Origin of the sequence: Virgibacillus phasianinus (assembly GCF_002216775.1) — a bacterium.
Classification (GTDB): Bacteria; Bacillota; Bacilli; order Bacillales; family Amphibacillaceae; genus Virgibacillus_F; species Virgibacillus_F phasianinus.
On sequence record NZ_CP022315.1, the window covers coordinates 25,587 to 41,517 of the forward strand.

Consider the following 15,931-nt stretch of genomic DNA (forward strand, 5'->3'; position numbering starts at 1 on the left):
ACTTTAAACAGGGATAAGTCATTATCCAGTATAAAGTTTAATAAACCTAAAGATTACGCAATTAGCTCTTGGCGAAAAGCCGGAATTTGCAAATGTCCTTAAAATAACAGGGGTAGTTTCGCTTGCTTGATTCCGTACCCTATGACCCATAACACCATTCAGCTGATCTGTGGGACAAGGGACCTGTCCCTATGTCCCACCAAAAATTGAAGAAAAAAGTGTGGAATTTTATCACGACACTGAATGCTGGGGTAACCTCCATTTAAAATGCACCGACAACATCCGCAATATAACAATCGCAACAAAAAGAGCACCTGTAGACCAAGGCCCCTGAATAAAGCCAAGACCAATCATCAATCCGCCCAATGTCGCCCACAGAGCATAAATTTCTTCACGAAAAATCATTGGTTTCCTCCCTGCAAAAACATCCCGGATCATTCCCCCGCCAGAACCTGTCAGAGTTGCCGCAACGAGCACTGCACTTAACGGTGCACCAATTTGAACTGCGCTAAGAGCCCCTTGCATTGCAAATGAAGCTAACCCCATCGCATCAAACAGAAAGCCCCATTTATCCCAATATTGCAGCCACTGATTCGGCAGTATAAATATAACGATGATTGTCAAGAAGACAACAATGAATAAATCACCCTGCTGCCAAATGTTTTCAATCGGTATACCAATTAACAAATTACGAATCGTACTGCCCCCAAATGCCGTCGTAAATCCTAACACTTGGACACCTAATATATCATAATCCTCTCTCATCGCAACAATGGCACCGCTGATTGCAAAGGCAATGGTGCCGATAATATTCAGAACATCCCATGTCACCAACGCTTCTCTTCCTTTCTATTTTAGTATAATTCCGCACCATTCATTTATCCAAACGTTGCCGGCTGCATGGATTAATTTTCCGATTAACCTGAAAATAAGAGGGGTAGACTAAAACAACAGAGGTGATAATATGGATCAGGAACAAGCTAAATCATTTTTAAAAGAGATCATTCAAATCAAAAGTGTTAACCCTCCCGGAAATGAAACGGAAGTCGCTAACAAGTTAAAAACCCTATTTGATGAACATGGCATCGAGACGGAGCTTGTTGAATACGACGAGAACCGGGCTAATTTAATCGCCCATTTAAAAGGCGAAGAAGACGGCCCCGTTCTTGGACTTACCGGGCATATGGATGTCGTTCCTACCGGTGAGAACGAATGGGAGCACGACCCTTTTGGTGCTGAAGAAGAGGATGGAAAAATTTATGGCCGCGGGGCATGTGACATGAAAAGTGGCCTTGTTGCCTGCGCACTGGCTATGGTTGCGTTAAAGGAAGAAGGTCTTCCGATAAAAGGAGAAGTAACCCTTCTGGCCACAGTTGGTGAAGAAGCAGGAGCAGTTGGTTCCCGCCAGTTAACGGAAAGAGGGTATGCCGAATCATTAGATGCCCTGATTATCGCGGAGCCCACCCAAAATAAAATTAAAATTGCCCATAAGGGTGCACTTTGGCCACAAATCATTACGTACGGCAAAACCGCCCATGGCTCAATGCCCGATGTGGGTGTGAATGCGATTATTCATATGAATGAAATTATCCATGAGATTTTGGGAGAGGAATTTGAATTAAAATATGAAGAGGATGAGCTGTTAGGCAGCCCAACCTACAGCATCGATGTCATTAAAGGCGGCTCTAATACAAATATCGTCCCCGACCAATGCTTTACCAATATCGATATCCGGACCGTTCCCTCACAGGATCACAAGCAAATCATTGAGCAGATTGAACAGGTAATTGAGAAGGTTAAGAAAAAATATCCGGAACTTAAAGCTGAAATTCGCACACTGAACGATCAGTCACCTGTCAAAACTTCCAGTGAGGATCCCTTTGTGAAGCTCGTACAAAATGTCGTAAAAGCTGATGGATCAGCAGAACTGGGAGGCATAACAGCATACTCTGACGGTTCCCAATTTATCCACGCAAAGAAAGACTTTCCGATCGTTGTCTTAGGGCCCGGGGAAACATCCACCGCCCATCAACCTGATGAGTACGTTGAAGTGGATAAATATTTGGACAGTATTAATCTTTATCAGGAAATTGCCAAGAAATTTTTAACATAATGTTAAGCGCTTTTTCCACCTGGGAAAAAGCGCTTTATTATTGGGGTGTAGAAAAAAGTGATATTCTTACAGACCTTCCCTCGCCCGGGTTCTGTCAAACTTGCCTACCCTACAAAAAGTATACAAAAAACGATAACCATTTTTTTGTAAACAGGGATCTGGCATGCAGGCCCCTTGCATGTGCACCCTGCACTAATAAGAGTCACTGCCATGCCCAGTTTGTCCCGCTTCATCAACTGCTTCACTTGTACCTGTTGCACCAGCTGGCCCGTGCTCCCCTTTCTGTTGATTCGGGTGATTTTTCAGTCCTTCACCCACCCTGCGGCCGTAATTCTCATCCGCCTTGGTGCACAGCTCAATCATTTTATCCTGGATAACCTTTTCACATGAAGACAGTCCGTTGACAAGATTATTGATCAGCTCATCTCGTTCAACATCATCAAACGCGCGGTACGTTTCCCCGGCTTGCTTGAAGTCATTGGTCCGGTCGATACTTTCATGGACAAGTTCGCCTTCCACTTTCGGCGTGTAGTCTTTTCTGGATCTTGTTGTTTCTTCAAGTCCGTTTAGAGATGACGGTTCATAATTGACATGCGGATTCCGCTCGGGTGATTGGTCAACATAATAGGCCATTTGCCCATCACGCAGGTTGGTTGCCGCCCGTTTTTTAGCCGCATTGATAGGCAGCTGTAAATAATTTGCGCCAATTCGGTAACGCTGGGTATCTGAATAGGAGAAAGTCCGCCCTTGCAGCATCTTATCATCGGAAAAATCCAATCCATCCACTAGAACCCCTGTACCAAAGGCTGCTTGTTCAACCTCTGCAAAATAGTTTTCCGGATTTTTGTTCAACACCATGCGCCCGACCGGTTGCCACGGAATTTGATCTTTCGGCCAGATTTTCGTGTCATCCAGTGGATCGAAATCCAGCTCAGGATGGTCATCATCGCTTAGAATCTGAACAAACAATTCCCATTCCGGGTAATCGCCGCGTTCAATTGCTTCATACAAATCCTGTGTTGCATGATTGAAATTTTTCGCCTGAATTTTCTCGGCGTCTTCCTGCTTGAGGTTTTTAATGCCTTGCTTTGGCTCCCAGTGGTATTTAATAAGAACGGCTTTCCCTTCCTCGTTGACCCACTTATACGTGTTAACACCCGATCCCTGCATTTCCCGATAGTTGGCTGGTATCCCCCATGGCGAGAATAGAAACGTAATCATATGCAGCGATTCAGGGGAATTGCAGCAAAAGTCAAAGATTCGCTGGGTATCCTGAATATTGGTGACCGGATCCGGAATGAAGGCGTGAACAACATCAGGAAACTTCATCGCATCACGGATAAAGAATATCTTGAGGTTGTTCCCCACCAGGTCCCAGTTTCCATCCTCTGTATAGAACTTAACCGCGAATCCACGGGGATCACGCAATGTTTCGGGAGAATGCTTCCCGTGGTTGACCGTCGAAAAACGCACAAAAACCGGCGTTTGCTTGCCCGCCTCCTGAAAAACTTTTGCCCGAGTATACTTTGAAATCGGATCATCGCCTACTTTTCCATAGGTTTCAAAATATCCATGCGCCCCTGCACCTCGAGCATGGACGACACGCTCCGGTACCCGCTCCCGGTCAAAATGCGAGATTTTTTCAATAAAATGATAGTTCTCAAGCGTGGCAGGACCGCGATTTCCCACCGTTCGGATATTTTGATTATACTTCACGGGATGGCCTTGGCGAGTTGTCAGTGTCTTACTATCCTCCCCTTCAGCTGTCCGTTGATCGGCCGGACCCCCTGCACCGTTAACGGAAGTCCCGTTTTCGGATTCTTTTTGCCCTTTAGAATCTCGCTTATGTTTTTCGTTCACTTTGTCCACCTCTTATTCTAAGTATTAGTGTCAGCATTAGTCTTCACTAAATACCCGTTCATATTCGGCCAACCTTTTGTACTTCCTCTCCTCAACCACTATAATTTAACTAAGGAGTTTTTTTACTTTTAAGGAGGGAAATGAAGTGAAATTAACAGATAAGGTAGCCGTCGTAACAGGTGCAGCTTCAGGAATGGGAAAAGCAATTGCCGAATTGTATGCGAAAGAAGGCGCAAAGGTAATTGCCTGTGACCTTAACCGAGAAGGTGCAGAGGCTGTGGCGGAAGGAATCGTCAATGATGGCGGCGTAGCTAAGGCGGTACAAGTGAATGTCGTCAAGCAAGAAGACGTCGACCGGATGATTGATACAGCCGTGCAGGAATATGGAACATTGGATATCCTAGTAAACAATGCCGGTGTCATGGATGGTTTCGAACCGGTTGGGGATATTCCCGATGAAAAATGGGATTTCATTTTCGATATTAATACGAAAGGCGTTATGCGGGCAATGCGCAAAGCAATTCCGATCTTTTTGGAAAAAGAAAGTGGCGTCATCATCAACACCGCTTCAACTGGCGGACTCAATGGTGCCCATGCGGGAGCTATCTACGGCGCTTCCAAACATGCGGTCGTTGGCCTGACCAAAAATACCGGATTCATGTACGCTCAGAAAGGCATCCGCTGTAATGCCATTGCCCCGGGCGCTGTTGAAACAAATATCGGCTCCTCCATCACCGATGTCAATGAATTCGGCATGAGCCGCGCACAGGTTGCGCAAAGCGTCATTCCACGTACTGGTCAAGCCGAAGAAATTGCCAAGGTCGCATTATTCTTAGCGTCTGATGACTCAAGCTTCGTCAATGGGACGGTCGTAACAGCCGATGGTGGCTGGACCGCAGCGTTTTAATCATTTTTTGCTATGTAAAAAACCTCCGCCTGATGCAGCTCGCGGAGGTTTTTAGTATATTAAACCTGTAATTTAATCCGGTTACCGGAAGGATCTTTTGTCATAAAAACTTCATCATCCCTTTCGACATCATAACCAAGTCCTTGCAGCCGATCGATTACCTTTTCCCTAGCGCCTTCACTTGGAAGCGTTAGTGCAAAGAATGCCAGGCCAGCACTATTTTCAGCTGGTGCAGGTGCACCAGCTCCAGCCCATGTGTTCAACCCGATATGGTGATGATAGCCACCAGTTGAGATAAAGAGTGCCTGTGCGCCGAACCGATTGACTACATCAAAGCCGAGCCCCTCTCGATAAAATTCTTCTGTATTTTTCAATTCGGAAACATGCAGGTGGATATGCCCGATTACGGTTCCTGCTGGCAGTCCTTCCCAGCTTTCGTTTCCAAGATCCCCCATTATATCCTTTATATCCAGTGGATCGACAGTCATTGCCACCTCACTGTTCTTCCAGGTCCAGGTAGAAGATGGCCGGTCCACATAAATTTCGATCCCATTGCCATCCGGGTCATTTAGATAGAGAGCCTCGCTGACAAGATGATCGGATGCGCCAATCCGAATGTTGAGCTCGCTGAAATGCTGAATTACTTTTGCCAGATCAACCCGGTTAGGAAGCAGGATTGCATAATGATACAATCCCGTTGTATTTGCTTGTTTCGGGGCCGCCTGTTCTGGCTGGACAAGTGATATCAGACCCGTCTTCCCATCAGCGGTAAGCACGGCCCTTCTTTCTGATTGCTCCAGTATTTGCAAGCCGATTACTTCCTGATAGAATTCAAGCGAACTTGCAAGATTCGTTATGTTTAATTCAACATGACCGACAAATGTACTCGGTTCACGAAAAAATTTCTGTTCCATCATTTTCACTCCTTAACTATTTTCCATATCAAAAATGAGTTACTTTTCGTAAGTAAGTTTAATTTAATTATCCACTTGTGTCAATATATTTTTCTCCTAGGTGAAGAAACGTGTCGATCCACCGTTTACATCATTGATTTTGATTCAAAAAAATTGTCAATCATTTCAATAGTAACTATGATAGTTACAAGTGGGAATACAATTCCAGTAGGCGAAACTATTTTAAAGAATCAATTTCACGCAAGAGGATGATGAAGATGACACACATATTACAGATTGACTTTACCATGCAGGGCCCATTCGGTGATGAAATGGCCGAGGTATTCGCTGATTTAGCTAAGAGTATAAACGAAGAAGAAGGACTTATCTGGAAAATATGGACAGAATCCCCTGATACAAACGAAGCTGGAGGGGTTTATCTGTTTGAATCAAAAGAAACAGCGGAGAAATATTTGAATATGCATACCAATAGGTTGGCTAAATTTGGAATAACAGGGGTTAACGCAAAAATCCTGGCCATCAATTCTAAACTTACGGAGATCAACAATGGTCCAGTAAAATAAGAAAAAAGCCGAAAAACCTTTGTGGCGGGTTTTTCGGCTTCTTATTATTGTGATATAGTTATCGGGGCATTCCGCTATAATCATCCGTTTTCTTTCCCTGGACTTTTCCAGTTTTGAACCTGATCATCCTCATCAAACTCAATGATTACCTCTGTTACGCCTTTTTCATTTAAAATCTTTTTCTCAATACCATCGCGGATATCATCAGCCTCCGCGATTGTCATGCCTGGATCAAGTTCTATTTTTAATTCAACGTGCAATTCTTCCCCTTCTTTGATAACCATAAGATCTCGTATATCTTTTATCTGTGGTTCGCCAAATACGAACTCGCCAATCTTTTTCTCCATGTCCTCATCGGAAACCCCTAAGACACCTGCCGCGTTATCAAGAAAAATTCGGCCTACAACATAGAACAACATAAGACCAATAATGACCGATGCATACCCCTCGGCGGAATGAAACGGGGTGTAGGTGCCAATCACGATGGCTAGAATGGCGATTACGGCACCGCTTGCAGCCACCATATCTTCCAAAAATACGAGCTTTGTGGCTGGTTTCGCGTCTCCTAAATTTTTGAAGCTTTCCGTCACAATTTTGAACCCCGTGATGGTTTCATCTCCCATATCCCCAGTTATTTCCTTCATTGCCTTAAACCAGACGACAGACTCCAGTATCGCTGCGACTCCAAGAACGGCTATGTTCAACCAAAACCACGAACCGGATTCAGGTGGAGCAGTTATATGATGAATCCCTTCTTTGATTGTTTCAAATGCCAATACACCGACAACTAATACCGAACCAAGTAACACCAAATTAACCAGCCGCGCAAATCCTCCCGGGAAACGGTCGGTAGGTGCCTTTTTACTCAGAGCAGATCCAACAAATACAAAAAGTTGGTTTGCCGCATCCCCAATACTGTGCATCAACTCGGCAAACATCGCCACATTACCTGTCACGAAAAAAGTGATAGCTTTTATAATTGCAATGACCGCGTTCATGATACTGGCCCATAAGGCAGACATGCTTCCTTTTTTTAACAGCACGAACAGTTCTTTCATGGTTTACTCCTTTCACTGTTACATGAAATTTCATCCATTATTAGATTGTGCTATTCGTGGTTATTTTACTCTTTTGAGTTGGATATCAGTCTGTGCTGGTTGTGATAGGATTTTTATCAAAAGTCAATGAGTACGTTTTCGGATTTCTACCGCTCTTTCCACAGTTCCATCGGGTTTTCCATACCTTCCTTTAATGGCATTTTCACCATCGAAAGCGTGCGGTCTTCTTTCACTTTTTGTAAATCTTCATAGATCATTTTCGATTTCCCCAATCCCGCTGCAACGGCATCCTCTACTGAAGCACAATAGTAAACTCTTTCAATTCCAGCAAAATACATGGCAGTCAAACACATCGGACACGGCTCCCCGCTTGCATACATGGTATACCCAGACAAATCGTTCGTTTGCAATTGTTCCTGTGCACAACGGATGGCCAGTAATTCCGCATGTCCACTGACATCGTACGTCCGGTGCAGCTCATTTACACCCTCCGTAAATACGTCATTATCCTTCACTAATACCGCGCCAAACGGTTGTCCCCCATCGCGAACATTTTCTAGCGCCAGGTTCACTGCGCGTTCCATAAATTTATCCATTGTAAGACCTCCACTTTTCGGTTTATTTACCTCTCATTCTATGGGATTAGGAGTGACACGCCAAATGAATGATATTTTTTTGTAAAAAAAATGACACTATCTTTATTCGAATAGTGTCATCGTATTATAGGTATGACTCCGATTGGGCTCGAACCAACGACCTCTTGCCTGTCAAGCAAGCGCTCTCCCAGCTGAGCTACGGAATCGTAAAACAAGACCCCTCTATTATATCCTGCCCACCCCCACCTTGCAAGCATTATTTAGGGACAACGGGGACAGGTCCCTCCGACCCCACCTTCGTCCCCAACCCTGATTGAAAATGTGTAATGCGCCGATCTGTTTCTTTCGCCCCATTCTCCTTCAATTGAATAGGTGTGGATGCCGCTTTGTTTAGGTACTTCTATTTCTCTTTTTTCGTCGTCCATATAACTTCTTCTGCTTTCCTCGTTTCCATTCGCGTCTTCACGAATTAATTGAAAATCATCGGGTTTTAAAGCAAATTCAAATGTGATGGTTGAACCTGGGGCCACGTCTACTGCCTTGGATGACAATTCTCCTTTGTTTTTATCAGGAAACGTACAATGTCCTGTAATAAATCCCTCAGCACAGTATCTTCCAACCTCAACCGGAATTTCAGTCTCTCCAGCTTCAGTAGTGACCGTTACGGCTACCGGATCCGGGAGGGTTAAATTGGTGAATGGAACTATGATAAGAGCAAGCACAATAATGAAAAACACGCTAATCATAATTTTTTTCATCGTAAACACCGCCTTTTCGGCCTTTAATTTAGTGTACGATAATACCACGTCGAAAGTTTCAATTTTCCAAAATCGAGATAAAAAGGTACGGCTGGCAACATGGTCGAATACACTATCGTACATTTACAATTTGCATTGAAATCACCGTGAAGAAAAGAGGGGTACTGTGCCCGAAGATCCTGATACTATCATCGACAGCGAATATTCGGATACACTGCAATATATTGGATTAATTATAAGTACGTTTGGCAGCCTTATAGCCACGTATGGTGCAACACTTGAATGGCAACAGACAAGACAGGAACAAGCAAATCAGCAACAATCTGACAATCATCGGGGACAAGGAATGAATCAGCAAATGAATCAAATGCTTCGGGAGACCGAGCAGATGAAAAAGAAAATGAAAGAGATGCAGCGACAGATTAATCGGCTGCGGGGGTAGCAGCAATCGCTGTGTTTTCTTCAACTTTAAAAATCTTGTGAAATACTAATTTGTCCTTGCATTGAGATCTCTACGCAACGCAGTTTTACCAGTTTGGTATTACATGCCGCTTTATTTTAATGATACTTCCTCAAATGTTCCACAATTGAAATGGATCATAAAAATGAAATCTGAATTGGCAGATATTAAATTTTGATATGGCTTGAGCTTGGCATATATGGAAAGCGAAGAGCGTTTTGATTTCTAAGTCTGTTTACAGTGCTTACAGCGTGGAATATATCGGCCATAAATCAGGTATTTCGGCCAAATTCACGATATATCAGCCAAATTTTAAATATATCAGCCGTATTTTCAATTTAACGGCCAAATTCCGAATATATCAGCTGAATTCGAGATACATCGGCCATTCTTCAATTTATCAGCCAAACTCAAACTTTTCGGTCGGCACCCCAGTCGCCTCAGCCCAACCCTCCTTCATAGATAAATTCCAATTTTCCCATTATAATAGAATCACTCTATGTTTAAAGATTTATCGCATTGAATGAAGCTCTACCATTATAATTTTAAAAATCTAACTAATAAAAGTGAACGCGGGTCAAGGGACCTGTCCCTCCGTCCCGGTAAAGTTTCGGCCCGGAGGCAATTCTCTGTCCCGCTTGGAGGTATATTGTGAAGCGTGTATTTTCTTTTTTGAGGCCGTATAAGCTGCCGATTGTGGTGGCGTATTCGTTAACGATGATTGAGCTTGCGACTGAGCTGCTTCTCCCGTTTTTCCTGGGGTTGATGATTAATCAGGGGGTTGTGAATCAGGATATTGGAAACATTGTGATGTGGGGCAGTATTATGATTGGCCTTGCGTTTTTGGCGTTATTTGCTGGGGTTATTAACTCGTTTTATGCGTCGCACACGAGTTATGGGTTTGGCTATGATATTCGTGAGCGCCTGTTTGAAAAGGTGCAGGAATTTTCATTTCGGAATTTGAATCAGTATCCGACATCTGTACTGATGACGCGGTTTACCAATGATGTGCGGCAGCTGCAGAACACGATCCATATGGGACTGCGTGTTATGGTCAAGGCACCGCTGCTGATTCTTGGTGGTGTGGTGATGGCATTTATTGTCAATGCCAAGCTTGCCCTGATCTTTTTAATTACCGTTCCGCTTCTCGTTGCCTTTATCTTTTGGGTGTTGAAGCGGGCGAGCCGACTGTTCCGCAATGTGCAGCAGCGAGTCGATCATGTGAACCAGGTTATGCAGGAAAATCTCGCTGGGATGCGTCTGATCAAGGCATTTTTGCGCCGAAGTCATGAGGAAAACCGCTTCATGAAGGCGAATGAAGATCTGGCTGCGGAAACGCGTTACACCTTCCGCTTCGTCGAGGCATCGATGCCGATTCTCCTGTTTGTCATGAACCTGAGCCTGATTTCGATTCTCTGGTTTGGCCATCAGCGGGTTGCAGGTGGTGAATCATCTGTCGGTGACATTGTTGCCATTGTGAACTACGCCCTGCGTGTTGCGATGGCGATTTCGATGCTGACGTTTATTACCATGGCGTTTTCTCGTGCCAAAGCCTCTGCAACAAGGCTTGGTGACGTGCTGGATGTGAAGGTTGATTTGCATGAGTCAGAAGACGCAGATGCTGACGCCGTCGTTCATGACGGAAAAATTGATGTTCAGCATGTGGATTTTGCCTATTATAAACAGGACAAGAATGTGCTTCAAGATATAACATTTTCTGTGAAAGCAAGAGAATCTGTTGCAATTATCGGGGCGACAGGTGCTGGCAAAACGACGTTATTTCAGCTGTTGCCCCGGTTATACGATGTGAATCGCGGTACGATTGCGATTGATGACCAGCCGATTACTTCCTATACACTCGATCATCTGCGACGGGCGATCGGCTATGTGCCACAGAATCCGCTGCTGTTCACCGGTTCTGTTTTTGACAATATTGCCTGGGGGAAAGATGATGCAACGAAAGAGGAAGTGATCCAGGCGGCAAAAGATGCGCAGATTCACGAGACGATTATGGAATTAGCAGAGGACTACGACACAAAGGTCGGTCAAAAGGGGGTCAACCTGTCTGGCGGACAAAAACAGCGCCTCTCAATTGCCCGGGCATTAATCCGCCGTCCGAAAATCCTCATGCTGGATGATTGCACAAGTGCGCTTGACGTGGCAACCGAGTCCAGGCTGCTCGCTGCGATTGAGCCATACGATTGCACGAACCTGATGATCACCCAGAAAGTCACAACCGCAATGGATGCGGACCGGATTCTATTGATGGATGATGGCAGGATCCTGGCCAATGGCACTCATCAGGAATTACTTGAAGACTCAACACTTTACCGCAAAATTGTGGAATCCCAGTTTGGAAAGGAGTATTTGCATGCCAATTAACCAGCTTAAAGAACCTTTTCAACACGAGCGGATTCCACTGAAAACCCTTGAGGAGCGCCGGAAAGAGAAGAAAGCCCGCAATGCGGCGGGGACAATCAAACGGATTTGGTCCTATTTAGCACGTGAAAAAATGATGTTAAGTCTCGTGATCCTGGCTACGGTGGCGAGTTCTGGTCTCGCCTTACTCGGTCCCTACCTAATCGGGATGGCGATTGATGATTACATCGTAACGCAGGAAGGCACAGGACTTGCCATGCTGCTCGTGTGGCTGGTCGTCATCTATCTCTTCCATTCGCTCTCCATCTTTCTGCAAAATTACTGGATGGTCGGGATTGCACAAAACACGGTGTACACCTTGCGCGAAAATTTGTTTACCCAATTCCACCGGCTGCCGATCTCCTATTTCGACAAACGGCAGCATGGAGAATTGATGAGCCGGGTCACCAATGATATCGATAATATTAACAACACGCTGAACCAATCGGTAATTCAAATTTTTTCAAGTGTCCTAACCCTGGTTGGCACACTTGTTGTGATGCTCATGCTAAGTCCCCTGCTCACGCTTGTGACCATGACGGTGGTTCCGCTCATGTATTTAGGCATGAAATGGATTACCAAGCGGACCGGTCCACTGTTCAAAATGCGCCAGCGCGATTTAGGTGAGTTGAATGGCTATGTGGAAGAAACTGTGTCCGGGCAGCATGTCGTCAAAACATTTTCGCAAGAGAACCGTGTGATTGGTGAATTTAAAGAACGAAATAAAAAACTGCGTCATACCGGTTTTTGGGCGATGACAATCTCCGGATTCATTCCAAAAATCATGAATATGCTGAACTTCCTTAGCTTTGGCTTGATTGCACTCGTTGGTGGTTTGTTTGCCGTGAAAGGAATTATCACGGTCGGTGTCATCGTTATTTTCACCGAATACGCCCGGCAGTTCACCCGGCCATTGAACGAGCTGTCTAACCAGTTTAATGTTTTGCTGTCCGCCATCGCCGGTGCGGAGCGTGTGTTTAATGTCATGGACGAAAAGCAGGAGGAAACGGACGAGGAATCGGCAGAAATGTTGCCAGAAACTACTGGCCATGTGACATTTGACGATGTATCATTCGCCTACGAGGACACGCCGATCCTGAACCACATCACGTTTGAAGCGAATCCGGGTGAAACCATTGCCTTTGTTGGCCACACCGGTGCAGGAAAAACGACGATTATCAACTTAATCGCCCGCTTTTATAATTATGACGCAGGTAAAATTGCCTTGGATAATGTCGATATTAAAGATATTAAGCGGTCCAGTTTGCGCCAGCATATGGGATTCGTTTTGCAGGATTCCTTCCTCTTTAAAGGTACAATCATGGAAAATATCCGCTACGGGCGCCTGAATGCAACGGACGAGGAAGTGATTGAAGCTGCGAAAAATGCTAATGCCCATACCTTTATCACCCGGATGTCAAATGGCTATCGCACCGTGCTTGATCAGGATGGCAGTGGCATCAGCCAGGGACAGCAGCAATTACTGACGATTGCCAGGGCATTATTGGCCGACCCGGCGATTTTAATTTTAGATGAAGCAACTAGCAATATTGATACGATCACCGAGGTTACCATTCAAGACGCCTTGAAACGGCTGATGCATGGCCGGACAAGCTTCGTGATTGCACACCGGTTAAATACGATTCAGGAAGCAGACAAGATTATCATGCTGGAGCACGGAAGGATTATGGAAAAAGGCAGTCACCGTGAACTGATTAAGAAAAAAGGACATTATTATCACCTTTTCCAGGGGCAGTTAACAGAAGTTTAACAATTTCCCAAGTCGCCGTTTATAGAAAATTCGCGCCCTCCATGATAAGATATACTTGAACTAGTTTAAGAAAAGCGCAAGCGCCCGTTTAGAAGCGGACGCATAAGCAAGAGACCGCAGAACGCATGGGTTTCGCGTTCATAGTGTCCATTGCTTATGACGGCAGCTTCTGGGCGCTGGAGCTAGACAGAAAAGCGCAAGCGCCCGTTTAGAACCGGACGCTTGAGCTAGACATATTTTGGTTTATACTTTCTGATCTTTTTAGAAAATCTTGGCTTGTCGCCAAGACTTATGGCGAAAGTCTTAGATTTTTTTATACTTTATACCGATAAAGATTTATACTTTCCTAAAGTATAAGAAACCTAGGAAACATCAGTGATTCGACAATTTTTCAGGCATAAGCCACGCTGAAATCAGTAAACGAGGTGTACCAGTTTTGGGAAGAAAAGGAACGATGATCGAGAAAGAAATTGACAGCACATATTTAAAGGAAGTAATGACACTTAAGATATACCAGCCGGAATCATTCTCCCCGCTTTATAAGTATCATATTTGTATTATGCAGGATGGAAATGATTATTATCAGCTTGGCCGCGCCGCTACACTAAGCGACCGCCTGCACGCTCAGGAAGAAATCGAGAATACCGTTTTTGTTGGGATTCATTATAACGATAAATTTGACCGCCGGACCAAGTATCATCCAAGCGGTGAGAAACAGGACGCCTACATCAAGTTCCTGGTTTATGAAGTGACACCGCTGCTCGACGATATGCTCCCTACTTACCATATGGGTCACTCACGCGCACTTATGGGCGATTCGCTGGCAGGCACATTGGCATTAATGACGGCGCTCCGCTACCCGCATACATTTGGCAAGGTTATTATGCAGTCGCCATATGTCGATAACAAGGTTATGGATGCGGTCCGTCATGCGAAGGATCTTCACTCGATTGATATCTACCATACAATAGGAACGAAAGAGACTGAGGTAGACACAACCGATGGCAAAAAGCAGGACTTCCTTGCCCCTAACCGCGAACTACATGAACTACTGGAGGAAAAAGGAGCAAGCTATCTTTACCATGAACTTGATGGTGAACACACCTGGAAGGCCTGGCAAAAAGACCTGAAACGCGCATTGACATCCATGTTCAATTAATTGATAGAAAAATGTAACAAATTTTCTCCAAATTTCGTTGACTTTTTGTTATAATAAAGAGTAAACCATATATGAAGCTAATACATCATTGTAGTAATTACATGCAATAGTAAAATATAACTAGGAGGTTAAACCATGAAATACGGTATTGTAATTTTCCCATCAAAGCCTGTCCAGGATAAAGCAAACTCATACAGAAAGCGTTACGACCCACATTACGCATTAATTCCACCGCACATCACAGTGAAGGAAGCTTTTGAAGCAAGTGATGATGAGATTCATCAACTAATTCCAGAGCTGAGAGCAATCGCAAATAATACCGAGCCACTAGCTATCAACATTAATAAAGTAAGCACTTTTGCACCTGTAACAAACACGATTTATATGAAAGTGGAAGCATCGCAGGAGCTGGTTAACCTATATGAAAAATTACAATCAGGTAACTTCCCTGTTAATAAAGAATTTAACTTTGTACCACATATTACGATCGCCCAAAAACTGTCTGATCAGGAATATGCAGATGTATATGGCAGCTTGACAATGAAAGATATGCAATTAGAAGACAAAATTGATCGTTTCCAATTGCTGTATCAGCTTGAAAACGGATCATGGACCGTTTATGAATCATTTATATTCGGGAAAGATGCAGAGTGAACACGAAGATTGTTGAAACAAAACAGGAATTAGAACAAGCTTACCATGTTCGTACCGTCGTCTTTGTCGAGGAGCAGCAAGTCCCTCCTGAAGAGGAACTTGACGAATACGATGAGCATGCCATTCATTTTATCGGCTATATCGATGAAAGACCTGTTGCTGCGAGCCGGCTTCGCTTCGCTGATTCCTCTGGAAAGCTGGAACGTATCTGTGTACTGAAGAATGAACGCGGCAAGTCCTACGGGAAAATGATCATGCAGCAAATGGAAGCTGAAATTAAGAAACAAGGCTACAAGAAAGCCAAACTCAACGCCCAGACTCATGCAGAGGAATTCTACAAACGCCTCGGATATGAAACAGTATCCGGTGAGTTCATGGATGCCGGGATTCCGCATGTTGCGATGGTAAAAGAATTATAATATCAAGCCAGTCTCCTGAACGTCAGCGTTCACAGACTGGCTTTTTTGCGCGGCAGGTGGATGATATGCGCGAACTTTTTAAAAATAAGAGCTACTGGTTGGTGAATACGATCCGACCGCCGGAAAATACATGCCCTCATCAGCTAAATACTCCTCTCCGTTCAAACAAAACCAAATACCAGCAACGCTCACCCCTATTTACAGTCAACAAACCGTACATTAACTCCAACATACATAGTCCCACCGATTTCGGATAACCTAAACAAAGATATGTGGTAAAA

15 protein-coding genes and 1 tRNA gene are annotated in these 15,931 nt (G+C 44.4%); 9 read left to right on the forward strand and 7 right to left on the reverse strand.

What is annotated here, in order from left to right; genetic code table 11:
* Positions 1 to 231 precede the first annotated feature (231 nt).
* Entirely contained in the window at positions 232 to 831 is a 600-nt protein-coding gene (locus CFK37_RS00140) for a trimeric intracellular cation channel family protein (protein ID WP_089063487.1), read from the reverse strand.
* 133 nt (positions 832 to 964) lie between these two features.
* Here CFK37_RS00140 and CFK37_RS00145 point away from each other — a divergent pair, with 133 nt between their 5' ends.
* Positions 965 to 2,113, forward strand: coding sequence for an ArgE/DapE family deacylase (locus CFK37_RS00145; protein WP_089060005.1), 1,149 nt, complete (start codon positions 965 to 967; stop codon positions 2,111 to 2,113).
* Positions 2,114 to 2,305: 192 nt separating this feature from the next.
* Here the strand turns inward: CFK37_RS00145 and CFK37_RS00150 are convergent, their stop codons facing one another.
* A complete protein-coding gene (locus CFK37_RS00150; RefSeq protein ID WP_245837406.1) occupies positions 2,306 to 3,853 on the reverse strand; it encodes a catalase in 1,548 nt (515 codons plus the stop codon).
* A 265-nt stretch (positions 3,854 to 4,118) separates the two neighbouring features.
* Here CFK37_RS00150 and CFK37_RS00155 point away from each other — a divergent pair, with 265 nt between their 5' ends.
* A complete protein-coding gene (locus tag CFK37_RS00155) occupies positions 4,119 to 4,880 on the forward strand; it encodes an SDR family oxidoreductase (protein WP_089060007.1) in 762 nt (253 codons plus the stop codon).
* A 59-nt stretch (positions 4,881 to 4,939) separates the two neighbouring features.
* On the opposite strand, the gene CFK37_RS00160 is transcribed toward CFK37_RS00155, so the two are convergent.
* Positions 4,940 to 5,797: a VOC family protein gene (locus CFK37_RS00160; RefSeq protein WP_245837276.1), complete on the reverse strand. Its 858-nt coding sequence runs from the start codon at positions 5,795 to 5,797 to the stop codon at positions 4,940 to 4,942.
* A 254-nt stretch (positions 5,798 to 6,051) separates the two neighbouring features.
* Between CFK37_RS00160 and CFK37_RS00165 the strand changes: the two genes are divergently transcribed.
* Positions 6,052 to 6,357 carry a monooxygenase gene (locus CFK37_RS00165; protein ID WP_089060009.1) on the forward strand — a complete coding sequence of 102 codons (306 nt, stop codon included), beginning with the start codon at positions 6,052 to 6,054 and terminating at the stop codon, positions 6,355 to 6,357.
* An 80-nt stretch (positions 6,358 to 6,437) separates the two neighbouring features.
* On the opposite strand, the gene CFK37_RS00170 is transcribed toward CFK37_RS00165, so the two are convergent.
* The 4 genes from CFK37_RS00170 to CFK37_RS00185 form a co-directional block, all read right to left on the reverse strand.
* Positions 6,438 to 7,415 (reverse strand): cation diffusion facilitator family transporter, encoded by a 978-nt coding sequence (locus CFK37_RS00170; protein ID WP_089060010.1) that lies wholly within the window; start codon positions 7,413 to 7,415, stop codon positions 6,438 to 6,440.
* Positions 7,416 to 7,561: 146 nt separating this feature from the next.
* Positions 7,562 to 8,011 carry a nucleoside deaminase gene (locus tag CFK37_RS00175; protein ID WP_089060011.1) on the reverse strand — a complete coding sequence of 150 codons (450 nt, stop codon included), beginning with the start codon at positions 8,009 to 8,011 and terminating at the stop codon, positions 7,562 to 7,564.
* 133 nt (positions 8,012 to 8,144) lie between these two features.
* Positions 8,145 to 8,217, reverse strand: a tRNA-Val gene (locus tag CFK37_RS00180).
* Positions 8,218 to 8,271: 54 nt separating this feature from the next.
* Positions 8,272 to 8,769 carry a hypothetical protein gene (locus tag CFK37_RS00185; protein ID WP_089060012.1) on the reverse strand — a complete coding sequence of 166 codons (498 nt, stop codon included), beginning with the start codon at positions 8,767 to 8,769 and terminating at the stop codon, positions 8,272 to 8,274.
* A gap of 166 nt (positions 8,770 to 8,935) precedes the next feature.
* Here CFK37_RS00185 and CFK37_RS00190 point away from each other — a divergent pair, with 166 nt between their 5' ends.
* The 6 genes from CFK37_RS00190 to CFK37_RS00215 all read left to right on the forward strand — a co-directional run bounded on the left by CFK37_RS00190 (position 8,936) and on the right by CFK37_RS00215 (position 15,650).
* Entirely contained in the window at positions 8,936 to 9,211 is a 276-nt protein-coding gene (locus CFK37_RS00190; RefSeq protein WP_089060013.1) for a hypothetical protein, read from the forward strand.
* Positions 9,212 to 9,880: 669 nt separating this feature from the next.
* The gene (locus tag CFK37_RS00195) at positions 9,881 to 11,611 is read left to right on the forward strand and encodes an ABC transporter ATP-binding protein (protein ID WP_089060014.1); all 1,731 of its coding nucleotides are present in this window, start codon (positions 9,881 to 9,883) and stop codon (positions 11,609 to 11,611) included.
* A complete protein-coding gene (locus tag CFK37_RS00200; RefSeq protein WP_089060015.1) occupies positions 11,601 to 13,418 on the forward strand; it encodes an ABC transporter ATP-binding protein in 1,818 nt (605 codons plus the stop codon). Before CFK37_RS00195 ends, CFK37_RS00200 begins: the two co-directional genes overlap by 11 nt.
* Positions 13,419 to 13,854: 436 nt before the next feature.
* The gene (locus CFK37_RS00205; protein ID WP_089060016.1) at positions 13,855 to 14,577 is read left to right on the forward strand and encodes an alpha/beta hydrolase; all 723 of its coding nucleotides are present in this window, start codon (positions 13,855 to 13,857) and stop codon (positions 14,575 to 14,577) included.
* Between the two features lie 135 nt (positions 14,578 to 14,712).
* Entirely contained in the window at positions 14,713 to 15,231 is a 519-nt protein-coding gene (locus CFK37_RS00210; RefSeq protein ID WP_089060017.1) for a YjcG family protein, read from the forward strand.
* Positions 15,228 to 15,650, forward strand: coding sequence for a GNAT family N-acetyltransferase (locus CFK37_RS00215; protein ID WP_089060018.1), 423 nt, complete (start codon positions 15,228 to 15,230; stop codon positions 15,648 to 15,650). The genes CFK37_RS00210 and CFK37_RS00215 overlap by 4 nt, the downstream gene beginning before the upstream one ends.
* Positions 15,651 to 15,931: the final 281 nt, after the last annotated feature.